The 25,905-nt window shown below is 37.8% G+C and carries 23 protein-coding genes and 2 other annotated features (1 of these 25 cut by a window edge); of the genes, 22 read left to right on the top strand and 1 reads right to left on the bottom strand.

The window, feature by feature from the left end; genetic code table 11:
- The first annotated feature begins 1 nt into the window (after position 1).
- From ACSVDH_RS20715 to ysxE, 7 genes are all read left to right on the top strand, one after another.
- Positions 2-832, top strand: a complete 831-nt coding sequence (locus ACSVDH_RS20715) for a cytochrome C assembly family protein (RefSeq protein WP_299091757.1) — start codon at positions 2-4, stop codon at positions 830-832.
- A gap of 31 nt (positions 833-863) precedes the next feature.
- The gene (hemC, locus tag ACSVDH_RS20710) at positions 864-1,796 is read left to right on the top strand and encodes a hydroxymethylbilane synthase (RefSeq protein ID WP_439249953.1); all 933 of its coding nucleotides are present in this window, start codon (positions 864-866) and stop codon (positions 1,794-1,796) included.
- The gene (locus ACSVDH_RS20705; protein ID WP_439249954.1) at positions 1,796-2,593 is read left to right on the top strand and encodes a uroporphyrinogen-III synthase; all 798 of its coding nucleotides are present in this window, start codon (positions 1,796-1,798) and stop codon (positions 2,591-2,593) included. Before hemC ends, ACSVDH_RS20705 begins: the two co-directional genes overlap by 1 nt.
- Positions 2,594-3,580, top strand: a complete 987-nt coding sequence (gene hemB, locus ACSVDH_RS20700; RefSeq protein WP_299091751.1) for a porphobilinogen synthase — start codon at positions 2,594-2,596, stop codon at positions 3,578-3,580. It abuts the gene before it with no gap.
- Between the two features lie 46 nt (positions 3,581-3,626).
- A complete protein-coding gene (gene hemL, locus ACSVDH_RS20695; protein WP_439249956.1) occupies positions 3,627-4,913 on the top strand; it encodes a glutamate-1-semialdehyde 2,1-aminomutase in 1,287 nt (428 codons plus the stop codon).
- Positions 4,914-5,101: 188 nt separating this feature from the next.
- The gene (gene spoVID, locus ACSVDH_RS20690) at positions 5,102-6,268 is read left to right on the top strand and encodes a stage VI sporulation protein D (protein ID WP_439249958.1); all 1,167 of its coding nucleotides are present in this window, start codon (positions 5,102-5,104) and stop codon (positions 6,266-6,268) included.
- Positions 6,269-6,431: 163 nt separating this feature from the next.
- Positions 6,432-7,460 (top strand): spore coat protein YsxE, encoded by a 1,029-nt coding sequence (ysxE, locus tag ACSVDH_RS20685; RefSeq protein ID WP_439249960.1) that lies wholly within the window; start codon positions 6,432-6,434, stop codon positions 7,458-7,460.
- An 84-nt stretch (positions 7,461-7,544) separates the two neighbouring features.
- Here the strand turns inward: ysxE and ACSVDH_RS20680 are convergent, their stop codons facing one another.
- Positions 7,545-7,736 carry a YszA family small membrane protein gene (locus ACSVDH_RS20680; protein ID WP_046515736.1) on the bottom strand — a complete coding sequence of 64 codons (192 nt, stop codon included), beginning with the start codon at positions 7,734-7,736 and terminating at the stop codon, positions 7,545-7,547.
- 234 nt (positions 7,737-7,970) lie between these two features.
- Positions 7,971-8,198, top strand: a binding site (T-box leader).
- 86 nt (positions 8,199-8,284) lie between these two features.
- Between ACSVDH_RS20680 and ACSVDH_RS20675 the strand changes: the two genes are divergently transcribed.
- The 15 genes from ACSVDH_RS20675 (at position 8,285) to ACSVDH_RS20605 (ending at position 25,813) form a co-directional block, all read left to right on the top strand.
- The gene (locus ACSVDH_RS20675) at positions 8,285-10,936 is read left to right on the top strand and encodes a valine--tRNA ligase (RefSeq protein WP_439249961.1); all 2,652 of its coding nucleotides are present in this window, start codon (positions 8,285-8,287) and stop codon (positions 10,934-10,936) included.
- Positions 10,937-11,011: 75 nt separating this feature from the next.
- Positions 11,012-12,346 carry a bifunctional folylpolyglutamate synthase/dihydrofolate synthase gene (locus ACSVDH_RS20670; RefSeq protein ID WP_439249963.1) on the top strand — a complete coding sequence of 445 codons (1,335 nt, stop codon included), beginning with the start codon at positions 11,012-11,014 and terminating at the stop codon, positions 12,344-12,346.
- A gap of 68 nt (positions 12,347-12,414) precedes the next feature.
- A complete protein-coding gene (locus ACSVDH_RS20665) occupies positions 12,415-14,130 on the top strand; it encodes a sensor domain-containing diguanylate cyclase (protein WP_439249964.1) in 1,716 nt (571 codons plus the stop codon).
- Between the two features lie 229 nt (positions 14,131-14,359).
- Positions 14,360-15,139 (top strand): prepilin peptidase, encoded by a 780-nt coding sequence (locus tag ACSVDH_RS20660; RefSeq protein WP_299091740.1) that lies wholly within the window; start codon positions 14,360-14,362, stop codon positions 15,137-15,139.
- Between the two features lie 295 nt (positions 15,140-15,434).
- The gene (locus ACSVDH_RS20655; RefSeq protein ID WP_439249965.1) at positions 15,435-16,487 is read left to right on the top strand and encodes an SPOR domain-containing protein; all 1,053 of its coding nucleotides are present in this window, start codon (positions 15,435-15,437) and stop codon (positions 16,485-16,487) included.
- Between the two features lie 220 nt (positions 16,488-16,707).
- On the top strand, positions 16,708-17,277 hold the full coding sequence (locus ACSVDH_RS20650) for a Maf family protein (protein ID WP_299091734.1): 570 nt from the start codon (positions 16,708-16,710) through the stop codon (positions 17,275-17,277).
- Positions 17,278-17,412: 135 nt separating this feature from the next.
- Complete coding sequence (gene radC, locus ACSVDH_RS20645; protein ID WP_439249966.1) at positions 17,413-18,102, top strand: RadC family protein; 690 nt, start codon at positions 17,413-17,415, stop codon at positions 18,100-18,102.
- 232 nt (positions 18,103-18,334) lie between these two features.
- Positions 18,335-19,357 carry a rod shape-determining protein gene (locus ACSVDH_RS20640; protein WP_046515747.1) on the top strand — a complete coding sequence of 341 codons (1,023 nt, stop codon included), beginning with the start codon at positions 18,335-18,337 and terminating at the stop codon, positions 19,355-19,357.
- A gap of 103 nt (positions 19,358-19,460) precedes the next feature.
- Positions 19,461-20,381, top strand: a complete 921-nt coding sequence (gene mreC / locus ACSVDH_RS20635) for a rod shape-determining protein MreC (protein WP_299091727.1) — start codon at positions 19,461-19,463, stop codon at positions 20,379-20,381.
- The gene (gene mreD, locus ACSVDH_RS20630; RefSeq protein ID WP_439249968.1) at positions 20,378-20,896 is read left to right on the top strand and encodes a rod shape-determining protein MreD; all 519 of its coding nucleotides are present in this window, start codon (positions 20,378-20,380) and stop codon (positions 20,894-20,896) included. The genes mreC and mreD overlap by 4 nt, the downstream gene beginning before the upstream one ends.
- 53 nt (positions 20,897-20,949) lie before the next feature.
- A complete protein-coding gene (gene minC / locus ACSVDH_RS20625; protein WP_439249969.1) occupies positions 20,950-21,633 on the top strand; it encodes a septum site-determining protein MinC in 684 nt (227 codons plus the stop codon).
- A gap of 2 nt (positions 21,634-21,635) precedes the next feature.
- Positions 21,636-22,439 (top strand): septum site-determining protein MinD, encoded by an 804-nt coding sequence (gene minD, locus ACSVDH_RS20620; protein ID WP_299091720.1) that lies wholly within the window; start codon positions 21,636-21,638, stop codon positions 22,437-22,439.
- Positions 22,440-22,592: 153 nt separating this feature from the next.
- Positions 22,593-23,375: a M23 family metallopeptidase gene (locus ACSVDH_RS20615; RefSeq protein ID WP_299091717.1), complete on the top strand. Its 783-nt coding sequence runs from the start codon at positions 22,593-22,595 to the stop codon at positions 23,373-23,375.
- A complete protein-coding gene (locus ACSVDH_RS20610; RefSeq protein ID WP_439249970.1) occupies positions 23,368-24,234 on the top strand; it encodes a M50 family metallopeptidase in 867 nt (288 codons plus the stop codon). Before ACSVDH_RS20615 ends, ACSVDH_RS20610 begins: the two co-directional genes overlap by 8 nt.
- Before the next feature lie 121 nt (positions 24,235-24,355).
- Positions 24,356-25,813, top strand: a complete 1,458-nt coding sequence (locus ACSVDH_RS20605; protein ID WP_439249971.1) for an Rne/Rng family ribonuclease — start codon at positions 24,356-24,358, stop codon at positions 25,811-25,813.
- A gap of 62 nt (positions 25,814-25,875) precedes the next feature.
- Positions 25,876-25,905: a sequence feature (ribosomal protein L21 leader region), on the top strand (it continues 48 nt past the right edge of the window).

Here is a 25,905-nt window from a genome sequence, read left to right as displayed (position 1 = left end):
TATGGAGATGAGTTTAACTAGACTTAACGAAATAACGATTATCCTTTATGCATTTTGCGTGCTTTTATATTTTATAGATTTTCTTAACCATAACCGGAAGGCGAACCAAGTTGCCTTCTGGTTACTTTCTATTGTTTGGCTTTTACAAACAATTTTTTTATTTTCCCGGATGATTGAAACTGGAAGATTCCCGGTACTGAATGTATTTGAAGGCCTGTATTTTTACACATGGGTGTTGGTTACTCTCTCAGTAGTAATTAACAAATTTTTACGAGCAGAGTTTATCATTTTTTTTACAAATGTAATCGGCTTTATCATGATGGCTTTACATACTTTCGCACCGGCGCAATACGAGTCGGCAGCGGTTTCAAGTAAGCTTGTTTCTGAATTGTTATTGATTCATATCACAATGGCAATACTTTCTTATGGGGCTTTTTCCCTTTCCTTTGTTTTTTCAATTCTTTATTTGATTCAATATAATCTACTGAAAAAGAAAAAATGGGGAAGACGTCTTTTGCGATTAGAGGATTTAACTAAGCTTGATCATATGTCGTATGTACTAAATGTTATTGGTGTACCAATCTTGTTATTGAGCTTGATTTTAGGCATCATTTGGGCCTATATAAAAATTGAAAAATTTCATTGGTATGATGCGAAGGTGCTCGGCTCTTTCATGGTTTTATTGACGTATAGCATTTATTTATATAATCGCATTGTCAAAGAATTGCAAGGAAAGTCGGTCGCACTATTAAATGTTGCTTCATTCCTCGTATTATTAATTAATTTTTTTCTATTCGGCAGCTTATCAAGATTTCATTTTTGGGACTCTTAATGACACCATTAGATTGTACTAGGAGGATTATATGCGAAAAATTATTGTTGGTTCAAGGCGAAGCAAACTTGCATTAACCCAAACCAATTGGGTGATTAATCAGTTAAAATCATTTGGACTTCCCTTTGAGTTTGAGGTTAAAGAAATTGTGACAAAGGGAGATAAGATACTAGATGTTACCTTATCGAAAGTTGGCGGAAAGGGCTTGTTCGTCAAAGAAATTGAGCAGGCAATGCTCTCTGGCGAAATCGATATGGCGGTACATAGTATGAAAGATATGCCAGGTGTTCTGCCGGAGGGACTAACAGTCGGCTGTGTCCCAAAACGGGAGGACCATCGGGATGTGTTAATTTCAAAAGACCATAAAAAGTTGGCAGATCTGCCAAAGGGTTCGATCATTGGAACAAGCAGCTTAAGAAGAAGTGCACAATTGTTAATTGAACGTCCAGACTTAGAAATAAAATGGATAAGAGGAAATATTGATACACGCCTTGAAAAGCTTAAAACAGAAGAATATGATGCCATTATTCTAGCAGCAGCAGGGTTAGCAAGAATGGGCTGGAGCAAGGAAGTGGTTACAGAATTTTTAGAGCCGGATATTTGTTTGCCTGCAGTTGGACAAGGTGCTTTAGCTATTGAGTGCCGTGAAGATGATGATGAAATACTTGACCTGCTTGCAAACTTAACGGATAAAGCCACACGATTAGCTGTTACTGCAGAAAGAACATTTCTTGCGAAAATGGAGGGCGGCTGTCAGGTTCCAATCGCTGGTTTTGCATCAGTAAGTGAAGACGATGAAATTACGTTTACTGGTTTAATAGCTTCTCCGGATGGAAAGGAAATTTATAAACAGCAGGCAACTGGAGATGATCCTGTAAAAGTCGGCGAGAATGTTTCAGCTGCTTTAACAAAGCAGGGTGCAAAAGCGTTAATCGACAGGGTAAAAGAGGAGCTCGATCAGTAATGGCCGATCGCCTTCCATTGCAGGGGAAACGTGTACTAATTACACGTGCAAAAGCTCAAGTCCAAGAATTTATTGACAAAATTGAAGCGGCAGGCGGGATCGCAATACCTGCCCCGCTGCTGGAGATTAGAGCAAATGATAAGCAGGAGCAAATGATCAAAACGACCATTTTACATTTGAAAAACTACGATTGTATTGTGTTCACAAGTGCGAATGGCGTTTCTTTTTTTAAAAGCTATTTAGATAAATTCAATGTTTCATATTCGAACCTAAGTCATTTAATTGCCGCTTCAGTTGGCAGTAAAACGAGTAAACAAATGGAAAAACTAGGTTTGCGAGTTTCCATAATACCAGAAGAATTTGTTGCAGAAAAATTAGCGGAAAGTTTATCGGAAAACTTGCCGGAACATTCAAGAATTTTGGCAATCCGCGGGAATCTTGCCCGTCCAACACTTGTGACGGAATTAAAGCAAAAGGGTTTTTCTGTGACAGATCTCGTTGTTTATGAAACGATACATAAGATGGATGAAGCAGAAAAACTGATAAAATACCTTCAACAAGATGAACTAGATTTTATAACCTTTACCAGCTCCTCCACCGTTGACAGCTTTATGAAGGTTTTAAATCAAAAAGAACTGCAAGATAATTTAAGGAAAGTTGTATTTGTTTGTATAGGTCCAATTACAAATGATAAGTTAAATGATTATGGCTACAATGGGATTATGCCTCATTCTTATACAATTGATGCAATGGTAAAGCTCATGATTGAGCATGAAATGAGTAAGGAGGGTTTATAAATGAACATTCAATTTGCAAGACATCGCCGCCTGCGCTCAAGTGCAAATATGCGGGCGATGTTACGAGAAAACCATGTAAGAGTAGAGGATTTTATTTATCCGATTTTTGTGGTGGAAGGAGAAAATATAAAAAATGAAGTCCCTTCGATGCCAGGTGTTTTTCATTTATCATTAGATTTATTAAATCAAGAAATAGAAGAGGTTGTTTCGTTGGGCATTAAGTCGGTCATCTTATTTGGAGTACCTGAACAAGAACAGAAGGATGAGACAGGTACCCAGGCATATCATGACCACGGTATTGTTCAACGAGCAACAAGACAGGTGAAGGAAGCTTTCCCAGAGCTGCTTGTTGTTGCAGATACTTGTCTTTGTGAATATACCGACCATGGACACTGTGGAATTGTTGAAAATGGACAGATTCTGAATGATCCAACACTTGATTTATTGGCACGCACTGCTGTAAGTCAAGCTAAGGCTGGAGCAGATATCATAGCACCTTCAAATATGATGGACGGTTTTGTTGCCGCCATTCGTCATGGCTTGGATGAGGCTGGTTTTGAGCATATTCCGATTATGTCGTATGCAGTAAAATATGCCAGCGCATTTTATGGACCATTTCGTGATGCCGCACAAAGTACACCGCAATTCGGTGACCGTAAAACCTATCAAATGGACCCGGCAAATCGAGAGGAAGCCTTTAGAGAAGCCCAGTCAGATCTAGAAGAAGGGGCAGACTTTTTAATTGTAAAGCCTGCGCTTGCTTATTTAGACATTATCCGTGATATGAAAGATCATTTTAATGTACCTCTTGTTGCTTATAACGTTAGCGGTGAGTACTCAATGATTAAGGCAGCAGCACAAAACGGCTGGGTCGATGAAAAAGCAATTGTCATGGAAATGCTAGTTGGCATGAAGCGTGCGGGTGTGGATCTAGTGATTACTTACTTTGCAAAAGATGTTGCTCGCTGGTTAAAGGAAGATCAATAATATAAATACTGATTACTTCAATCGTCAGTGAGAAAGGGGAATAAAAATGAAAAGCTATGCAAAGAGCGAAAAGGCATTCGAAGAGGCATTAACATTAATGCCGGGAGGAGTTAACAGCCCTGTTCGTGCTTTTAAATCTGTAGGGATGAATCCGATTTTCATGGAACGCGGGAAAGGCTCGAAAATTTTCGATATTGATGGAAATGAATATATTGATTATGTCTTATCATGGGGACCTCTCATTCATGGTCATTCACATGACACAGTGGTCGAAGCCATTAAAAAGGTCGTTGAATCTGGGACAAGTTTTGGGGCGCCGACATTAATCGAAAATGAATTAGCCAAGCTTGTTATTGAACGAGTCCCTTCAATTGAAATTGTGAGAATGGTAAGCTCTGGCACTGAGGCAACGATGAGTGCCTTACGCTTAGCTCGCGGGTATACCGGCCGTAATAAAATTCTAAAATTTGAAGGCTGTTACCACGGCCATGGCGATTCTTTATTAATAAAAGCTGGGTCTGGAGTGGCAACATTAGGATTACCGGACAGTCCTGGTGTTCCCGAAGGCGTTGCGAAAAATACGATTACGGTTCCTTATAATGACCTTGATAGCGTTCGGTATGCATTCAAACAATTTGGAGAAGATATTGCTGGTGTGATCGTTGAGCCTGTTGCCGGAAACATGGGAGTTGTTCCGCCTCAGCCAGGATTTTTAGAGGGCTTGCGTGAAGTGACAGAGCAAGCAGGTGCTCTGCTTATTTTTGATGAAGTCATGACAGGCTTCCGTGTTGATTATGGCTGTGCACAGGACTATTTTGGTGTTACACCTGATTTAACATGTTTAGGAAAAGTAATAGGTGGAGGATTGCCAGTAGGAGCATACGGAGGTAAAGCCGAAATCATGCAGCAAATTGCACCGAGCGGTCCAATTTATCAAGCTGGTACCTTGTCAGGAAATCCTTTGGCTATGACGGCTGGATATGAAACATTAAAGCAGTTAACAAGAGATTCCTACAAAGAATTTAAACGAAAAGCAGACCGCCTTGAATCGGGATTATCCGAGGCTGCCAAAGAATATGAAATTCCTCATACGATCAATCGCGCCGGATCCATGATTGGTTTCTTCTTTACAAACGAACCTGTTACAAACTATGAAAAAGCAAAAACATCTAATCTTGAGCATTTTGCCAGCTATTATCGAAGCATGGCAAATGAGGGAGTATTCCTCCCGCCTTCACAGTTTGAAGGCTTATTCTTATCAACCGCACATAGTTATGAGGACATTGATTATACAATCGAGGCAGCTAAAAAAGCATTTGCTGCATTAAAATAAGATGAAAGAGGGTCTAGCACATTGTGTTAGGCCTTTTAATATAGAATTTAAAATAGAAGCTTAGGGAATGGCGAATGCTTGATCCTTTGGATAAGTCTGCAAAGAAACTTATCATATTTTCCTTCCTTTCCACATACATCTGTAATGTCATAGTAATTTGTTAGGCTATTTGAAAGGAGGAAATATCTTTGCCACAGGATCAAGAACAATTACGTTTTTCTGTAGAAGAATCAGTCTGGTTTCAAAAAGGACAGGAAGTATTTGAACTTTTAACAATTTCATTAGAGCCTGATATCACAATTCATGAGCATGATCAGTATATTTCCATTAGAGGTGCACTTCAACTTTCGGGTGAATACAAAATAGATAATGAAGCAAAGGTGGAAGACCAAAAAGACCAATATGAATATGCTAATGTACGTTATGTAAATGAAGTTTCTACACGTGAAGATGGTATAAGCATATTAAATCACCGTTTTCCGGTAGATATCACGATTCCAAGCAACAGAATTGAAAATTTAGATGAAGTATATGTGGCCATTGATTCATTTGATTATGAGCTTCCAGAGTTAAAATGTTTAAAATTAGTTGCTGACTTATCGATTGGCGGCATTACAAATGAGCAGTCCCAACAACAGGTTGCCGATGAAGTGGAAAGCAGGGAAGAAGAGGAATTAGAACCGCTTTACAGAGGGGAACAACAAGAAGAAACCTTTGAATATGACAGCCAACCTTCACCGCTGCCATTTGAGCAAAGACCTTCAAATCCTTTTTCATCATTATATCAGGAACATGAATCTGTTGAGAAAGACGTGGACAAATTGTCTTTGGATCAAGTAGAGCCGATAGGTCAATTGGAAACAGAGGATAAAGAGGAAGAAAAAGAAAGTATTGCCGCTTCCATTCCGAGACAAGAAGAGAGCGAAGAATTGTATAGCAGCCAGGCAGAAGATATTCAGGAAGAAGACATTTATAACCCATTCATTGTAGAGGTAAGGAAACAAGAAGAGATAGAAGAGGTAACAGAGGGACCGCCTGAGATTCAATATTCCTTGTTCTCTAAAACAGAAAATGTTGAAAACGAAGAAATTCAAGAGGAAGCTGAAGAAAAAAGAGAAGAAGAAAGCAATCCAAAGGATGCACATTATTTAACAAGTCTTTTTGCCCGCGAAGATGATGAGGATTTCTCACGAGTGAAAATGTGTATTGTTCAGCAGGGAGATACAATAGATCTGATCTGTGAACGATATGATATTACTGTTCAACAGCTTATGAGAGTTAATGATTTTCATGCGGATCAAGATGTTTATGAAGGACAAATTCTTTACATCCCTGCCTATTCAACAAGTAAATAATCGTAAGTGATTTAGATCTATTCCTTGTATTGATCCCTAATTGAATTGCAACTAAAGTTAGGAATTAAGGGATCCTGTAAAATACTTGAAGAAACAGCATGGGGCTACATTTACCTCAGCTGTTTTTTTCAATTTCTCATTAGAGGATTTGAGGTGTCAATCATTGGCTATACAAGTTCAAGAACTAAGGCCGCTTTTAATGAATTATGATATTCGTGCTGAATATATAGAAGATATAAGCCGTAAAACAATAAAGGTATATACAGATACAGGGACATATGTTTTGAAAAAGCTTCCAAAACAATTCAATCCTGCTTTTGTTGATTCTTTTAAAATCTTAAGCCAACAAGGTTATAAAAGTTATGTTCCAATTGTAAAGAATAGACAACAGCAGTTCATTACTCAAAATAACAAGGAATATTATTATATGATGCCTTGGTTGGCTAATGAACCAGAGGATGAGCTGGATGCACGACATCAATACTTATTTAAAGAAATCGCTAAAATGCATAGCCATACTGAAAGGGAAGTGCAACTAAATGGTCAAGAAGCAGCTAAACATTATGATGCATTATCGCAGCGCTGGGAAAGGATGAAACTTCTGTACGAAAAATATGTTGACCAATGTGAGCGAAGATTATATCTATCACCTTTTGAACTACAAGCTGTCACCTATTTTATTGAGGTAAGCCGTGCGATCGATTTCTCTAAAAAGAAGCTGCAAGAATGGTCGGAAGCGATGGAGGGAAAGGAAAAAGGAAGAATTGTATTAGTTCATGGGAAAATATCCTCTCACCATTTTTTATATGATGATCAAGGAACCGGCTATCTAACAAACTTTGAAAAGGCTAAATATGCTGCACCAATTGATGACTTCCTCTTATTCATGAATCGAACAGCCTCATCATATCCGACCCAATGTAATGATTGTGTAAACTGGTTTTATACGTATCAAAAAATTTACCCGTATAAAGAAGAGGAAATGCTATTATTTTTAAGTTATCTTGCCTTTCCCGATCGGATATGCCGTATCATTGAAAGCTTTGTCAATAGAGACAAAACCGAATCTGAGCTGGAAAAGAACAGACAATTAGTTAAAGCATATTGGCATTTTAAAAATATAGAATACATCGTCATGAACATATCAGAAGTAGAAGAGAAGAAGAAAATGCAAGCAGAGGCATCTGAGTAAAAAACGAATGAGGCGACAAAGTGTCAGCCTCATTTTTATTGTGGAAAAGTAGGAGCGTTTAGCATATTGTGTTATTCAAGGATATCATATCCAATCATAACGAAAAGCAATAGCTAAAAAGATTAAAAGAGCTAGTAATAATACATCAAAGGATGTTGGAAAGAATACAGTACGAATACCTTGGAAAATTGTTAATGGAATAATAATTTGGATGCCGACATCTCGTATTTGTCTTACCCATGGCGGAAGGGTGTAAGGGTTATACCTCCGCTTCATATCACAACTCCTCCTCCATTATCTGCCATAAAATAAACTATTCTTAAGCTGTGATCCTTCTCAACACATAAACAATGAGAAAGTATTTAGCTTCTGCTTGCAGGAATATTGACGTATTAACATCTTATGCAAAACACTAGTGATAGGTGCCCGTATATAAATACGGAAAATTGGCGAAGATATTGACGGAAAAAAGAATTTTTTAGTAATATAGAATAGATCAATTTCATAACAGGTGAAACGTTGATTGGGAAGAGTACAATTGCGATCTCTTTACAGAGAGAGAAATCATTTGCTGAAAGATTTCTTATGTAGATGCATTGGAAGGTCGCCCAGGAGTTGCTTCTTTGAATGGAGTAGGAGAAGCCGGTGCAGACCGTTATCATTTTTAAGTGCATAGACTAATGCTTTAGTTTGTGAAAAAAGGTGGTACCGCGAAATTATTCTCCTTTCGTCCTTTTAGTGGATGGAAGGAGTTTTTATTTTGTACATAAGTTTTTATATTGCTTATGAAATTTAGCAGGTAGATAAAGGAGGAAACTATTAAGATGGGAAAGATTGAACAACAGCGTGAATTACCAACAAAGTATGATCCAAATACAATTGAAAAAAACCGTTATTCCTTTTGGGTAGAAGGAAAATATTTCGAAGCAACAGGTGATGAATCAAAACAGCCTTATACGATTGTTATTCCGCCGCCAAACGTTACAGGTAAACTTCATTTAGGTCATGCGTGGGATACGACGCTGCAAGATATTCTTACGCGGATGAAAAGAATGCAGGGTTATGACGTACTATGGTTGCCTGGAATGGACCATGCCGGAATTGCAACCCAAGCGAAGGTTGAAGCAAAGCTTCGAGAAGAAGGCAAATCCCGTTATGATTTAGGTCGTGAAAAATTTGTTGAAGAAACATGGAAATGGAAAGAAGAGTATGCAGGTCATATTCGTGAGCAATGGGCTAAGATAGGCCTGGGATTAGATTATACACGCGAACGCTTTACACTTGATGAAGGTTTATCAAAAGCGGTAAGAGAGGTATTTGTTTCTCTTTATAATAAAGGCCTAATATACCGCGGTGAATATATTATTAACTGGGACCCGCAAACAAAAACAGCTTTATCTGATATAGAGGTTATTTATAAGGATGTTCAAGGTGCTTTCTACCATATGCGTTATCCATTAGCAGATGGCAGCGGATCAATTGAGGTGGCTACAACACGTCCTGAAACCATGCTGGGAGATACTGCTGTAGCTGTGCATCCTGAAGATGAGCGCTATAAGCATTTAATTGGGAAAAAAGTTGTCTTGCCAATTGTTGGCCGAGAAATTCCAATTGTCGGTGATGATTATGTGGATATGGAATTTGGTTCTGGAGCAGTGAAGATTACACCGGCACATGATCCTAATGACTTTGAACTTGGTAATCGTCATAACCTGGAACGTATTCTTGTTATGAATGAAGACGGTACAATGAATAAAAATGCTGGGAGCTACAATGGGCTAGATCGTTTTGAATGCAGAAAGCAAATCGTAAAAGATCTACAAGAACAAGGTGTGCTGTTTAAAATTGAAGAGCATTTGCATTCTGTTGGACATAGTGAAAGAAGCGGTGCAGTTGTAGAACCTTATTTATCCACACAATGGTTTGTTAAAATGCAGCCTTTAGCAGATGAAGCCGTTAAGCTTCAGGATAAGGCTGAAGAAAAAGTGAATTTTGTTCCTGATCGTTTTGAAAAAACTTACTTACGCTGGATGGAAAATATCCGTGATTGGTGCATTTCACGTCAGCTATGGTGGGGACATCGGATTCCAGCTTGGTACCATAAAGAAACCGGAGAAGTATATGTAAATCATGAACCGCCGGCCGATAGTGAAAATTGGGAGCAGGATAAGGATGTTCTAGATACATGGTTCAGTTCAGCGCTTTGGCCGTTTTCAACAATGGGATGGCCTGATACGGATTCAGCTGATTTTAAGCGCTACTATCCTACAGGTGCTCTTGTTACAGGTTATGATATTATTTTCTTCTGGGTTTCAAGAATGATTTTCCAAGGCCTGGAATTCACTGGTAAGCGTCCATTTAAAGATGTATTAATCCATGGACTTGTACGTGATGAGCAAGGACGTAAAATGAGTAAATCACTTGGCAATGGCGTTGATCCGATGGAAGTCATTGATCAATATGGTGCTGATTCACTGCGTTTCTTCTTATCAACAGGAAGCTCACCAGGACAGGATTTACGTTTCAGCTATGAAAAAGTTGAATCCACATGGAATTTTGCAAATAAAATCTGGAACGCTTCTCGTTTTGCTTTAATGAATATGGATGGTTTAACATATGAGGAAATTGATATAACTGGTGAAAAATCTGTAGCGGATAAATGGATTTTAACAAGATTAAATGAAACCATCGAAAATGTTACAAAGCTTGCTGATAAGTATGAGTTCGGAGAGGTTGGACGATTGCTTTACAATTTCATTTGGGATGATTTCTGTGATTGGTATATAGAAATGGCTAAGCTCCCATTATATGGAGAAGATGAAGCAGCGAAAAAGACTACACGTTCTATTCTTGGTTATGTCCTTGATAACACAATGAGATTATTACATCCGTTTATGCCATTTATTACAGAGGAAATTTGGCAATCACTTCCGCATGAAGGAGAGTCCATTACTGTAGCGGCTTGGCCAACTGTAAACAGCGAGCTGACCGATACAGCTGCATCAAATGAAATGAAGCTTTTAGTCGAAGTGATTCGAGCTGTCCGAAATATTCGCTCTGAAGTAAATACGCCAATGAGCAAGCAAATTCAGATGCAAATTAAAGCGAAAGATGAAGAGGTAATGACTCAGCTCGAAAACAATCGGGCATACATTGAACGCTTCTGCAACACAAGCTCATTAACAATCGCGACAGATTTTACCTCTTCTGAAAAATCAATGACAGCTGTAGTCACTGGTGCAGAAATAATTTTACCTCTTGAAGGATTAATTAATATTGAAGAGGAAATTAAACGGTTAGAAAAAGAGCGTGAAAAGCTTGATAAAGAAGTAGAACGCGTTCAGAAAAAATTAGGAAATGAAGGATTTTTAAAGAAAGCTCCAGAAAAAGTCATTGAGGAAGAGAAAGCGAAGGAAAAAGATTATCTTGAAAAACGTGAGATTGTAATAGCAAGAATTAATGAATTAAAAGGATAAGAAAAGGGGGAACTCGGGTGGCGCGGTTAGCTCACCCGAGTTTTTCAGATCATTTTCTAAAAGGAGGTTTGTTTTATGTTTACGCAATATTCCGATGTCCTTAACTGGATTCATGGACGCTTAAAATTTGGCATAAAGCCGGGTTTAAAAAGAATGGAATGGCTTTTAGCGGAACTAGGTCATCCAGAAAAGAATATTCCGACTATACATGTTGCAGGTACAAATGGCAAGGGATCGACTATTTCATATATGCTGCACATGCTTGTAGAAGGTAAATATAAGGTTGGGAGCTTTACATCGCCATACATCGAAACGTTTAATGAACGGATTAGTGTAAATGGCCAGCCGATATCTGATCAAGAAATGATTGAGCTTGCCAATGAAGTAAAGCCTTATGTTGAAAAAATTGAAAAAACAGAGTTAGGCGGTCCAACAGAATTTGAAATTATCACGACAATGATGTTTCTTTACTTTGGAAAATACAACAAGCCGGACTTTTTATTATTGGAAACTGGTCTAGGCGGCAGACTAGATTCCACAAACATCATTGAGCCGATTTTATCCGTTATTACAACGATCGGATATGACCATATGAATATATTAGGTGAAACGATCGCCGAAATTGCGGCAGAGAAAGCAGGAATTATTAAGCCTCGTGTTCCGGTTATGACGGCTGTCGAGAACGAGGAAGCAAAAACGGTAATTAGCGAAGTAGCCAAAACTATGCAGTCTGAGATTTATTTTTTAGGGAAAGAGCTAAACATTATTCCAAAACAGCTCTATCAGCTAGGAGAAATGTTTACGCTTCAGACATCGTATTCAACCTATAAAAATCTCGTCATCTCAATGAGGGGAGAGCATCAAATCAAAAATGCAGCTTTAGCTGTTTCAGTCATTGATTATATGATAAAGATGGACAAGTTGAAATTAAGTGAAGATCAGCTTCGCAAAGGGCTTAAAGGAGCCACTTGGAAAGGAAGATTTGAGCTAGTAAATAACAATCCAGAAGTCATTATTGATGGTGCCCATAATAAAGAAGGAATTGAGAGTTTGCTTGAAACATTAACACGACATTATCCTGATCGCAGCATTCACATTTTGTTTAGTGCATTGAAGGACAAAGATTATGCACAAATGATTGAGCGACTATCAACCATTGCCGCTTCCATGCATTTTACTACCTTTGATTTTCCAAGGGCTGCAACGGCATTTGAGCTTTATTCAGCTTGTCAGCTTAAAGAAAAATCCTACTCTGAATCATGGCAGCAAATGATGGACCAGCTAATAACTGAATATCGGGATCAAAAAGAAGATTTAGTCGTCATAACAGGTTCATTATATTTTATTTCACACATACGTGAATATTGTCGAAAAAGAAACGAGGAGAATGAGGAAAAAGTAAGAGAATAAAATGACAAAAATTTGAATATTTGCTAAAATAAGTCCTATCAACGACTATATGATGAGGGGGCTCTGCTTTGGGCAGGAAGATGCAAGCAGCATTATGGATCTGTTGGATTGTTTCAACACCCTTATTTTTCATGATTGCCTATCATACTTCACCGCCAATATATCAAGGGTTTCAGTGGGATATTACTGCGTTTCTTTTATTAATGTGTCTTGTTTCTGTTTGGCCGATCATCATAAATGATACACCTATTTTTTATGTACAGGGTGTTTCACTTGTTGTTTTTTTATTGTTTGGATTATTTATAGAACTTCTTTTAACCCAAATTGCAGTTATTGTTCTCTTATTAAAAGTTCGTGTTGGTTCAAAAGACCTTTATAGATATCCGTTGAATGCGCTATTGTTTTATTTTATCTCGATAGGGAGTGCTGCGATTTATTACCTAGCGGGAGGTACACATGGCCGTTTAACGATAAATGAAGATCTTTTAGCAATTTTTTTGTATGGACTCTCCATTTTTGTTATTAATCAATTCTTATTAAGCATCATCCAGGTTGTTATTTATAAAATGAGGTTTGCTTTTTTTACACGAAGCTTCCTCTGGGAATGCTTTACCTCATTGCTTGTTTTTCCGATGGGGATAGGCCTTTACTTTCTGTATCTTCAGGTAGGGATGAAAGCCATTTTCTTTGTAGGAACACCTTTTCTAGGATTATCTATTTTTCTGTCACTCTACTATAAAAGCCAAAGAATTAATCGTTATTTGCAGAAGGCAAGCGAAATTGGGCATCAGTTAACGGAGAAATTACATAAAAATGATGTCCTGGATATCTTCATGGAGAAGATCGTTGATATGATTCCAGTAGAAACGGCGTATTTAATCGATGTATTTGAAAAGGACAAGCTGAGAATCGTAAGAAGATATGAAAATGGGATCATTCATGCAAGCGGTGAAGAAGCAAAGTCTCCTGATCGCGGAATATCAGGCCATGTATATATTATGAGGGAGAGTTTTTTATTCCACAAAAGAAAGCAATGGAAGCATATTCAGCAATCCCAGCTGCCAAAAACAGTGGAAAGCCTTATCGCTGTGCCGGTTATGAGAAACCAAGTCTTAATCGGAATCGTTATTCTTGCTTCTAATAAAAAACACGCTTTTGATCGTGCACAGCTAATGATTATCGATTTATTGTCAGTCTACTTAGGGGTAGCAATAGAAAATGCTAAAAACTATGAAGAGACAAGAAGGCAAAGTGAACATTGTTCACTGACAGGCTTATATAATTATCGTTATTTTGAGCAAAAGCTAGAGCGTGATTTCCAACGGCTGCATCAACATGAACTAGCTGCCTTAACGCTGATACTATTAGATATCGACCATTTTAAAAACATAAATGATACATATGGGCATTACTCTGGTAATGAAGTCCTTATTCAACTATCACATCGTCTGCTGAATTATGTTAAAAAACAAGGAATTGGCACGGTTGCAAGATATGGAGGTGAAGAGTTTGTCATCCTCCTGCCGAATATGGATAAACAAAGCAGTATTGCATATGCTGAAGAAATTCGTCAATTAATTGCCAATCATCCTTTCGAGATTGATCACTCGTTACAGAATAGCCTAAGCAGATCGATTGCGGTCTTTTTAACAGCAAGTATCGGAGTCGCAACAGCACCATTGGATGCAGAGGATACTTTTTCTCTCATCCGGCATGCTGACCGCGCGATGTATATTGGAGCGAAAAAGGCTGGAAGGAATAAGGTCGCAGTTTATGTAAGTTAGTGAACATTTTTTTAACCTAGGCGAATAGATATTATTTCCCATGGAATAAAAAAGAGCTAGTTCACCATCGCATCAGGGCATTGATTAGCCCTGATGCTTCATTAGATTCCTAGTTTTCATTATCAAAACTCCAAACATCTTTTTCCTGCGTTTTTTCCCTCAGATTCTTTAGGGAGTGAAAAATTCTCCCTCTTCATGAACGTATCAATTTTTATAAAGGAGCCTTTCTATGATTGTTAGCACCGTTATTTTTATTTATATCTTTCTGCTGGGAGCAATACTTGGTTCGTTCTACAATGTAGTAGGTCTTCGTATACCAAAAAAGGAATCCATTTTATTACCAAGGTCCGCTTGCCCTGTTTGTCATAAAAAACTGAAAGCAGTCGAGATGATCCCGCTTCTATCATATATTTTGCAAAAAGGGAAATGTAAAACATGTAGAAATGCTATTTCACCTCTGTACCCTTTCATTGAATTTTTTACGGCGCTTCTCTTTGTGATTTCTCCTTTGCTGATGGGTTGGTCCAATGAAGTGATGATCTCGTGGTCACTTATTTCATTTATTATGATTGTTGTCGTTTCAGACATAAAGTATATGATAATACCTGATGCTGTTAATCTATTTTTTCTGCTGCTTTTTGCGATAGAAAGGATTTTGATCCCCCTTAATCCATGGTGGGACCCTATTGCAGGCTTAGTGGTAGGTGGTCTTGTGCCCCTAATCATCATTTTAATAAGCAAGGGAGGACTTGGCGGAGGAGATATGAAGTTTCTTGCAGTATTAGGTTTAATTCTAGGCTGGAAGCTTGTCTTACTCTGTTTTTTTCTTGCAACTCTTATTGGAACAGTTGCAGGCCTAATTGGCCTGTCTACCGGTCATATAAAGAAAAGTCGACCATTTCCGTTTGGCCCTTTTTTAGGTATTGGCGCATTAATTGCCTATTTTTTTGGGAAGGATTTAATCGATTTATATATTCACTTTCTTTTTTTGAATGGTCCTTTTCTATAAAGATATAAAAAGGCAATCGGTTATTTGCAGATTGTTTCAAATCTTACCTGTATAGTTAGTTTTAAAGACCTAACTTTGTCCAAATTGCAAACTAAGCTTATAAAAGAAATTTTTGAATAGGTCTATACACCTATTTTTTGTATAAATTGTTAATGTCTTTTCACATGTCAAATGAAAAATTTGACGAAAACTTTCAATGTTAAGACGACAAATGTCTTGTTATTTTTTTGATGCTTTCTGATAGCATGGTAAGCAAAATGACCGCACGTGTTTTGTAAAGAAGGGTGGTAGGCATATGGACAAGCACACATCAGACATGATCAAAATAAAAATTAATGGTAAGGAACGCCAGCTCTCACAAGAAGATACCGCCGAAGAACTTGCTGTTTCGAGTTGGGATGAAAAGCTGAAGGCAGAAAAAGAGGTTGCTTCAGCAAAGCAGCCAATAGAAGAGGAAGATGATTTTCCTTGGCTTCTACCTGAAGAGGATGATTCAATTTTTAAAGATGACCCGAAGGTTGTTACACCTTTAAAGAAAAAGATACGATTTTCAAATCAAACGGTCACACCTTATCAATATTCCAATAATAAAATTCGTAAAAAAATCAATGGGACATTTCCATTTAAAAAAATGATGACAATTATCGTTTTAGCGATTGTTTTAGGGTTTATGTTTGGCTTGATTGGTCTAAACTTTTTATCGAATGAAGACATGCCGACAATGGGATCTTCAGTTAATTTAACAAGCGAAGACAGTACAGCAACTGGGGAGTCGCCAAATCAGGAGAACAATAATGATGATAAAGATACAGCAGGAAATGAATCGGCAGCTTCGACAGCCACTCTAAATTTATATGCTGTTCAAGGTGGAATTTTTTCTGCAAAAACAGGAGCAGAAACGGTTGCCTCAAAGATTAAGGAGAAGGGATTTGCTGCAACTGTTATCGAAACAAATGGTTCCTATACAGTCTTTGCAGGCTTTGGAAAAGAGAGGACGGAAACCGGCTCACTTAGTGAAATGTATCAAAAGCAAAACTTTGCAGATATTGAATTTTGGGGTGGAAAAGAGCTGTCACTTACTATTTCAACTGTGAGTGCAGCACAGCAATGGGCTACTGCGATTCAGGAATTATCTTCATTAGCTGCCGCTGCAGCAAACGGAAACACTCCAAGTCAAGAAGCTGTTACAGAAATTGAAACGACCATTAAAAGCATCAAAGCAAATGGTGAGGAAGAAAAGACATTAATCGAAAATCTTTTAAAAGCAGCTGAAAGTATAAAAAATAATAGTGGTTGGGATGCACAGCAGTATGTGTTAGATGTAACTAGTAAAATAACGACAAATTAAAAGAATGGCAATAGGCTTACTGTGAAAAGAGTAAGTCTATTACTATTTTTTGTATGAGGCAAAAAATAGCTCTTTATTTTGTCATGATGTTATGCTTCTTAGAAAAATGATGTCCACTTTTGCTCTATAAAAATTTGTTTTTCAAAAATTGTTGTTTTTACCTCATTTTGGTACGATGGTCGTGTATCTTCTGATCTGAAACGTAGAAAGGATGTATGACATGGCGTCAAGTCTTATATTAGCATCAGCATCTCCTCGAAGAAAAGAGCTACTTGAGCTTCTTCAAATTCCATTTAAGATTATTGTAAGTGAAGTGGACGAAATATTAGACGAAAGTCTTCACCCAGCAGAAATGGTCCAGTCATTAGCTATGCAAAAGGCAGCAAGTGTTGCTAAACATAATAAGCATTCTTATGTAATCGGATCTGATACGCTTGTCGTATATGGAGAGCGGATGTTGGGAAAGCCATCTAGTAAAAGGGAAGCAATTGAGTTGCTTCAAATGCTTTCAGGGAAAACACATGAGGTTTATACAGGAGTCGCCATAATGTACGGTGAACAAATTCAATCTTTTTATGAAAAAGCAAGTGTCACCTTTTTTCCGCTTACTCAAAAAGAAATTAAGGAATATGTTTCAACAGGTGAGCCGATGGATAAAGCTGGAGCCTATGGAATTCAAGGCTATGGTGCATTACTAGTCGAAAAAATTCATGGAGATTATTATGCTATTGTCGGCTTGCCAATAGCTCGAACAAACCGCGAGTTGTTAAAAATGGGATTTAAGCGCTAAATGAAACTTATCAAACATTGCATAGGGGCAGGCTTTTTTTAGAAATAGATGTGTTCTTCGAATAAAACTGTAACATAGGTCCATGATAGAGAGAGAAATTTCTTAGTGAGCAGAAAGGGGAATGAAGGAGGCAATATGGAACGTTCAATACTTAAAATCCGTGATTTCCCTGAAGATGAAAGGCCTAGAGAACGCTTGTTAAATGAAGGCCCTGATAAGTTGTCAAATCAAGAATTATTCGCGATCCTGCTTAGGACCGGAACAAAAAAGGAATCTGTCCTTGAACTCTCGCAAAAGCTGCTTCATCATTTTGAAGGACTGAGAATGTTAAAGGATGCAACAGTAGAAGAAATCACAACAATATCTGGTATAGGAAAGGCAAAGGCAGTTCAAATATTGGCTGCTCTGGAACTTGGAAGAAGAATCAATCGTCTTACGTACGATGATCGTTTTGTCATTCGCTCACCACAAGATGGGGCCAACTATGTAATGGAAGAAATGCGTTTCTTAAGTCAGGAGCATTTTGTCTGCCTCTATTTAAACACAAAAAATCAAGTTTTGCATAAACAAACGGTGTTTATCGGCAGTCTGAATGCATCAATTGTCCACCCTCGTGAGGTGTTTAAAGAAGCGTTCAAACGCTCTGCCGCTTCAATCATTTGTATTCATAATCATCCTTCAGGCGACCCATCTCCGAGCAAGGAGGACATTGAAGTGACTAAGCGACTATCTGAATGTGGAAAGGTATTAGGAATAGAACTTTTGGACCATCTTATTATAGGAGAACAAAAATATGTCAGTTTAAAAGAAAAAGGCTATGTGTAATACTTTTTTTTTTGCGTAATTACGATATAATAAGGTTTATGAGTTTTTTTCTATTTTAGGAAAAAACTCATTTCGATGCAGGAAAGATGAAGAAGCAGTTTCGAAAATATAACCTCATTTGATGTAAAACATGCCTGAAGGTAGAAAAGCCTCAAAATGAAGAAAGTTGTTTTCGTCAATTTTCCTATTAATAAAAAGTAAATATTTCGTTTCAGAAAGGAAGATACACCCTATGTTTGGAATTGGTACAAGAGACCTTGGTATAGATTTAGGGACTGCAAACACACTTGTATTTGTGAAAGGGAAAGGGGTTGTCGTGAGAGAACCGTCTGTTGTCGCCTTACAAACAGATACAAAGCAAATTGTTGCAGTTGGTAATGATGCTAAAAATATGATTGGTCGTACACCGGGAAATGTTGTTGCCTTGCGCCCGATGAAAGATGGAGTTATAGCTGATTATGAAACAACAGCAACGATGATGAAATACTACATTAAGCAAGCAACAAAAACGAAAGGTGTTTTTGCAAGAAAGCCTTATGTTATGGTTTGTGTTCCATCAGGTATAACGGCAGTAGAAGAACGGGCTGTTATTGATGCAACCAGACAGGCAGGAGCAAGAGATGCTTATACCATTGAGGAGCCATTTGCTGCAGCAATTGGAGCGAATTTACCAGTTTGGGAACCGACTGGAAGTATGGTAGTTGATATTGGCGGCGGGACAACAGAGGTTGCGATTATCTCTCTCGGAGGTATTGTAACAAGCCAATCAATTCGTGTTGCTGGCGACGAAATGGACGAGGCGATTATTACATATATACGTAAAACGTATAACTTAATGATTGGTGACCGTACAGCTGAAGCCATTAAAATGGAGATTGGTTCAGCTGGCTCTCCTGACGGTGTTGAGAATATGGATATAAGAGGGAGAGACCTTCTAACAGGTTTGCCAAAAACAATTGAAATTACCGCAGCTGAAATTGCTGACGCTCTTAAAGATACTGTTTATACAATTGTTGATACAGTAAAAAACACTTTGGAAAAAACACCGCCGGAGCTTGCAGCAGATATTATGGATCGCGGCATTGTTTTAACAGGCGGCGGTGCATTACTTCGGAATTTAGATAAAGTCATTGGTGAAGAAACGAATATGCCGGTGTTAATTGCAGAAGATCCATTAGATTGTGTTGCGATTGGAACAGGTAAAGCTTTAGAGCATATCCATTTATTTAAAAATAAAGCTAGAGACAGCCGATAATACAAATAATTGAAAAGCCTTTGCTTATTGACATCATTTATTTGTCACATATAAGCAGAGGCTATGTTTTGAAACGGAAATTCGAGTTAAGAGGGTGTTCATCATGCCACAGTTTTTCCTGAATAAACGCCTTATCTTGTTGCTAGTTAGTATTATTGTTTTAGTGGCATTGATTGGTTTTTCTTTAAAGGAAGATCGAAAGTTAACTTGGCCTGAGCAATTTTTACAGGATACAGTAGGTGTTTTTCAGTCAATATTTCATAAACCTGCAATATATGTTTCTGATTTCTTTGAAAATGTGACGGATTTAAAAAATACCTATGAAGAAAATGAGCTGTTAAAGAGCAGACTTGATGAATATATGCAGCTTGAGGCGGATCTTCAAGAGTATAAAGAAGAAAATGAAAGATTGTTAGCTGAGCTAGGTAAGGTTGCTAACTTAAGAAAGTATAATCCGATTTTTGCCACTGTCATTGGGCGAAATCCTGACAGATGGTATGATTATGTTTCAATTGACAAAGGCGCACAAGATGGGATTCAGCCTGATATGGCCGTTGTAACGGCTGAAGGTTTGGTTGGAAAAGTGAAAACAATTTCACAATTTACTTCAACTGTGCAGCTATTAAGTGCAACAGATCTAAAAAACAAAATTTCAGCTGAAGTACAAGCATTACCGGAAAATGAAGCTGACAAAAACAATGCAAACAATACCCAAAAAGTAATGGGTTTAATAGAAGGCTATGACGAGGAAAAAGGTGCGCTTTTACTAAAACGCATAGAATCAGATGTTAAGCTGGTAGAGGGACAGAAAGTAATCACCTCAGGAAAAGGTGAAGTATTCCCTGAAGGCATCTTAATTGGTGAAATAATTGGAGTTGAACCGGATACATATGGATTAGAACAAATGGCCTATGTGAAACCGTCAGCAAATTTCTATGATATTGACCGGGTTTGGGTAGCAGAGCGTGTTGCACAATCAGAAGATCCAGTTGAAGCGGTAACTGAGGAGGAGGAGGAATCTTGAGGCGTTTCATTCTTCCTTTTCTGGTTCTGTTTATTTTTATAAGTGAGAGTATTTTCTCTCACCTGGTTCATTTACCATTTGCACTGGAAGATCAGCTTTATATCCCTCGATTTGTATTAATTACATGTCTATTTCTCACCGTATACTTGAATCGAACACATGGAATGATTTTCGGGTTAGTGTTCGGCTTGCTGTATGACATTGTATATATCGAGATAATAGGAATCTACCTATTTGCATATGCCATTTTGGCTTATCTAGTTTCAAAAGCGATGAAGATTTTACATGGAAATGCATTAATTGTATTATTCCTGACTATTTTATCAATCGCCATCCTTGAATTTTATGTGTATGGAATTAATTATTTAATTGGGTCGACGAAAATGACATTGTACCATTTTACAACATTACGATTATTGCCTACTCTTGCATTAAACTCTATCGTTGCCATTCTGTTAATCTACCCTATGAAAAAATTCCTTGCTAAAATAAAATTAGAAGAATCAGATGATTAGAAAAAGGATTTAATGCATTTCTGTCGAATAGATAAATCGTTGAGGTGAACGTGATGAAGGTCCAAAAACAACAATATGTTACCATTAAAGGCACAAAAGATGGCTTAACGTTACATCTCGATGATTCATGCTCTTTTGACCAATTGCTCCATGAACTCGAGGAAATGCTATCTTTAAAACAATATATTCACGGGTCTGGTCCAGTTATTGGTGTAAATGTCAAGGTCGGTAATCGGTTCGTTAATAAGCAGCAACATGAAAAGCTGGAATCATTGATTCAGCAAAAACGCAATTTAAAGGTTGAAGCAATTGAAAGCAATGTTATAACAAAGGATGAGGCGATTAGGCTAAAAAGAGAAACAGAAGTTGTCTCTGTTGCAAAAATTGTTCGCTCTGGTCAGGTTTTAAAGGTTGAAGGGGATCTCCTGCTTATTGGTGATGTCAATCCAGGCGGAACGGTGATTGCTGCCGGAAATATCTTTGTACTAGGGGCGTTAAGAGGAATTGCACATGCGGGAGCGGATGGTAACGGGCAGGCTGTTATTGCTGCCTCATTAATGAAACCGGCTCAGCTTCGAATTAGTGACATCATTAATCGTGCACCCGATCATATACCTAATGATGGAAATGAAATGGAATGTGCTTATATAAATGAAGATAACGAAATGATTATAGAGCGACTGCAGCTACTTACTCATTTACGACCTAATTTGACAAGGTTTGAAGGGGGAATCTAACATTGGGTGAAGCAATTGTCATTACCTCAGGTAAAGGTGGTGTTGGTAAAACAACAACATCAGCAAATTTAGGGACAGCTTTAGCTATATTAGGCAAACGTGTTTGTCTAGTAGATACAGACATCGGTCTTCGAAACCTGGATGTTGTAATGGGATTAGAAAATCGGATTATTTATGATCTAGTGGACGTTGTTGAAGGTCGCTGTAAAATGCATCAGGCGCTTGTTAAAGATAAACGGTTTGAAGATCTATTATATTTATTGCCAGCAGCGCAAACGAGTGATAAAACAGCCGTAAAACCAGAGCAAATGAAAAAGCTTGTAGATGAATTAAAACAAGATTATGATTATATTGTCATTGATTGCCCGGCTGGTATTGAACAAGGCTACAAAAATGCAGTTGCTGGTGCGGACAAAGCGATTGTTGTCACAACACCTGAGATATCCGCTGTTCGTGATGCAGACCGAATTATCGGCCTTCTAGAAAAGGAAGATATTGAACCACCGAAATTAATCATTAACCGCATTCGTAATCACCTTGTAAAAAATGGGGATATGCTGGACGTAGATGAAATTGTGACACATCTTTCCATTGATCTCATTGGTATTGTTGCTGATGATGATAATGTCATAAAAGCATCCAATAATGGAGAGCCAATTGCCATGGATCCGAATAATCGTGCAGCAATTGCTTATCGTAATATAGCACGGAGAATTCTTGGTGAATCGGTTCCTTTACAATCTTTAGAGGAGCAACATAAAGGCGTACTAACCAGATTGAAGAAATTCTTTGGTGTACGAGTTTAATCATCTTACATAGTGACTAGTGGGCAAAACCAACTTTTATTAAGAGTTGATTTAAACCACTAGTTTTTTTGTTTTTTTAAGCGATAAAATTTAATCATATCCTTTCAGGACAAGGCATAAACTTGTACAAACTGACTAAAAGGATTGATGGGGATGAGTCATCGAGCGGATGAAGTGAAAAAAAGAATTGCGAAAAGAAAACGTGAAAGAGGATTAGGAAATGATCCTGAAACAACAAAGCGAACTTCCTTGTTTTTAAGTGACGAGGAGAGATATGGCGTATATTCGCCGCCGACGTATGAAGGTGGGCCTGGCAATGGGAATGGCGGTCATCCGCTTTTCCGTGCAGAAGTATTCATGTTTAAAGTATTATTTTCAGCCGTGATCGTATTAGTGGCTGCAATCGCTTTTAAAAATGGAGCACCTCTTTTCCAAAAAGTACAATCAGCGGTCAGTTATTCACTTGAAGAAGAGTTTCAATTTGCTGCTGTATCTTCATGGTATAAGGAACAATTTGGCGAACCATTAGCCCTTTTTAATCCAACATCAGGTGATAATGAAAAGGAAAATCAAACTGAAACCGCTGATTTATCTGTACCAGCAACTGGGAAAGTCCTTGAAACCTTTGAAGACAACGGACAGGGGATTATGGTAGAGACAAATCGCCCTGCTGTAGAGGCAATTAATGAAGGAATTGTTGTTGAAGCGGGTGAAAAATCGGATAATGGTCTTACAATCGTCATCCAGCATGCTGATGGGACAGAATCATGGTATGGAAATTTAGAAAAAATTGATGTAGCTCTTTATGATTTTGTCGAAAAAGGAAAAGAGCTAGGAAAAACAAAATTAAATGAAAATCAAAAAGGCACCTATTATTTTGCTATAAAAAAGGGTGATGATTTTATTGACCCGAACAAGGTGATCCCATTTGAATAACTATTTAACTCTCTTATTAAAAATCCATATTCATCCATTGTTATGGGTCATGATTGGAATAAGTGTCATTACAGCAAACTTTAAAACGGTATTCGTTTTAATGCTGATTGTGTTTGTACATGAAATGGGCCATGCAATAAGTGCTCATTTTTTTTCTTGGCGTATTAAATCAATCATGCTCCTCCCGTTTGGAGGGGTTGCTGTGGTTGATGAGCATGGAAATCGTTCATTGAAACAAGAGTTAATTGTTGTATTATCAGGTCCGATTCAGCATATTTGGCTTCAGGGGGCAGCCTATCTGCTTTTGACAGCGAATATAATTAGTGCAGATGATTATCAATTGTTTACGTTTTATAATCTATCGATCTTATTCTTTAATTTGCTGCCTGTATGGCCTTTAGACGGCGGCAAGCTATTATTTATTCTTTTCTCAAATTATTGGCCATATAAAAGAGCACATTTATATATGATCGGAGTGTCACTCTTTTTCTTGTTCAATTACGTAGCAGTTGTTTTAGTATATTCACCGAATCATTTGAATGCATGGATTATTACCTCCTTCCTCATTTACAGTTTATATCAAGAGTATAAGAATCGAATGTATGGCTGTTTACGCTTTTTAATGGAACGCTACTATGGCAAACAAGAGACCATTTACCGTTTAAAGCCGATTGTTGTAGATGAGTCAGAGTTAATTTTCCATGTGTTGCTTCAATTTCAACGGGGATGCAAACACTTAATCATTGTGGAACGAGATGGTTCAAAAGTATCGGAAATGGATGAAAATGAATTGCTCCATGCCTATTTTGCAAATAAGCTTACCGATTCAAAGGTAGGAGATTTAGTCTACGCTTATTGATATTAGCCTGTACCTTCATTCGTAAACAGCTTCTATGATATAGTAATAGAGGTATCTATCTGGGAAGTGAAAGCTTAGCAAAAGCTTTTGTCCCTTTTCTTATAGAAAGAGGGTATAAGCAGTGCGGAAATTGTTTATTAATGAAAAAACAAACGAATTTCGTTGTGCTGTTGTTGAGGAGAATCAATTAACAGAAATTCATCAAACGAATTCTTATCAAGACGAGGTTGTTGGCAATATTTTTGTTGGAAGAGTGACAAAGGTTCTTCCCGGTATGCAGGCTGCTTTCGTTGATATCGGCTTAAAACAAAACGGATACTTACATCGCAATGATTTAATCTCGTTTCAGCATGAAGTGAACCATGGTTCTAAAACTTCAATCTCCCATTATGTAAGAGAGGGTGATCAGCTGCTCGTCCAGGTTGTCAAAGAGGGGACAGATCAAAAAGGACCGAAGCTAACAACAAATCTTGAATTTGGCGGTAAGTTTTTAGTATACATGCCATTTGGTGATTATCTTGCTGTTTCAAAAAAACTTACAGATGAGGCAGAAAGAAATAGATTATTAACAATTGCTGATGAGCTCCGCAAGGGAAAAGAGGGGCTTCTTTTTCGTACAGCGAGTTTACATAAAACAAAGGAGGAGCTTACTGAAGAATATATAAAGCTCAAAAAGCAGTTCACCTCTTTGTCTAGAAAAAATGCTAAAGTACCTGAATGTATATTTGAGGCAAGAAGCTTTGTTGACCGCATTGTAAATGAACTAGCACTTCATCCTAAAGACATGATAATTTGCGATCAAATTGAGACAGTACAGCATTTAAAACAGCAATATCCAAATGTCACGGTTATGTATCATGATCAAAAAGAAGGGATTTTCTCTACACATAAGATTGAACAAGAGATTGACAAACTCTTAAAACAAACTGTTTGGCTAAAGAACGGGGCATTTATTGTGATTGAACAAACGGAAGCAATGACAATTATTGACGTAAATACAGGGAAATTCTCTGGCAAATCTTCGATGAGGGACACGGTACTAAAAACAAATCAAGCAGCTGCAATTGAAATTGCCAAACAAATAAGATTGCGAAATCTTAGCGGAATTATCTTAATCGATTTCATCGATATGAGATATAAAGAAGACCAAGAAGTAATCGTCGATACGGTCACTCGCGAGATGAAGAGGGATCGTGTCCAGCATAAAATAATTGGCTTTACCGAACTGAATATTTTGCAAATAACAAGAAAAAAAGTACGGGGATCTATTCAGGAAAGTCTTACAAACCGATGTGAAGCCTGTCATGGAACAGGGCGAATTCCATCTGCCGAGAGTGTTACCTATAAGCTTGAGCGAGAACTGTGGGAGTATCAATTCATGGACGAGGAAGCGATCTGGGTTGAAGCGACTGATGATGTAATCCAACTGCTACAAGGTGAAAACAAGAACCATAAAAAGCAGCTTGAAGAAGCGTTACACTTTAAAATACTGTGTTCAACTTTAACAAGTCCCATACCTAATTATCGAATAAAACATATTGGCAGCTTGAGCTCAATCACAGAAAGGCTTAAACCTTGAAATAATGGTTGCATATTTCAAAGGTATTTGATATTATGGTTAATGTTATGACTTGTAGCGCACCCGTGCTACAACCGCTCAGAATAAGGTTT

The organism is Metabacillus sp. Hm71, assembly GCF_051842955.2.
GTDB lineage: Bacteria > Bacillota > Bacilli > Bacillales > Bacillaceae > Metabacillus.
The sequence above is the reverse complement of the archived record's forward strand: the minus strand, read 5'-3'. Positions and strand labels throughout refer to the sequence as shown.

Coding starts and splice junctions, on each gene's coding strand:
- minC (WP_439249969.1), top strand. CDS start 20,950: ATGAAGGTCCAAAAACAACAATATGTTACCATTAAAGGCACAAAAGAT.
- ACSVDH_RS20655 (WP_439249965.1), top strand. CDS start 15,435: ATGGACAAGCACACATCAGACATGATCAAAATAAAAATTAATGGTAAG.
- ACSVDH_RS20650 (WP_299091734.1), top strand. CDS start 16,708: ATGGCGTCAAGTCTTATATTAGCATCAGCATCTCCTCGAAGAAAAGAG.
- ACSVDH_RS20675 (WP_439249961.1), top strand. CDS start 8,285: ATGGGAAAGATTGAACAACAGCGTGAATTACCAACAAAGTATGATCCA.
- ACSVDH_RS20715 (WP_299091757.1), top strand. CDS start 2: ATGGAGATGAGTTTAACTAGACTTAACGAAATAACGATTATCCTTTAT.
- radC (WP_439249966.1), top strand. CDS start 17,413: ATGGAACGTTCAATACTTAAAATCCGTGATTTCCCTGAAGATGAAAGG.
- mreC (WP_299091727.1), top strand. CDS start 19,461: ATGCCACAGTTTTTCCTGAATAAACGCCTTATCTTGTTGCTAGTTAGT.
- hemC (WP_439249953.1), top strand. CDS start 864: ATGCGAAAAATTATTGTTGGTTCAAGGCGAAGCAAACTTGCATTAACC.
- ACSVDH_RS20640 (WP_046515747.1), top strand. CDS start 18,335: ATGTTTGGAATTGGTACAAGAGACCTTGGTATAGATTTAGGGACTGCA.
- ACSVDH_RS20660 (WP_299091740.1), top strand. CDS start 14,360: ATGATTGTTAGCACCGTTATTTTTATTTATATCTTTCTGCTGGGAGCA.
- ACSVDH_RS20670 (WP_439249963.1), top strand. CDS start 11,012: ATGTTTACGCAATATTCCGATGTCCTTAACTGGATTCATGGACGCTTA.
- ACSVDH_RS20680 (WP_046515736.1), bottom strand. CDS start 7,736: ATGAAGCGGAGGTATAACCCTTACACCCTTCCGCCATGGGTAAGACAA.
- hemL (WP_439249956.1), top strand. CDS start 3,627: ATGAAAAGCTATGCAAAGAGCGAAAAGGCATTCGAAGAGGCATTAACA.
- ACSVDH_RS20705 (WP_439249954.1), top strand. CDS start 1,796: ATGGCCGATCGCCTTCCATTGCAGGGGAAACGTGTACTAATTACACGT.
- hemB (WP_299091751.1), top strand. CDS start 2,594: ATGAACATTCAATTTGCAAGACATCGCCGCCTGCGCTCAAGTGCAAAT.
- ACSVDH_RS20615 (WP_299091717.1), top strand. CDS start 22,593: ATGAGTCATCGAGCGGATGAAGTGAAAAAAAGAATTGCGAAAAGAAAA.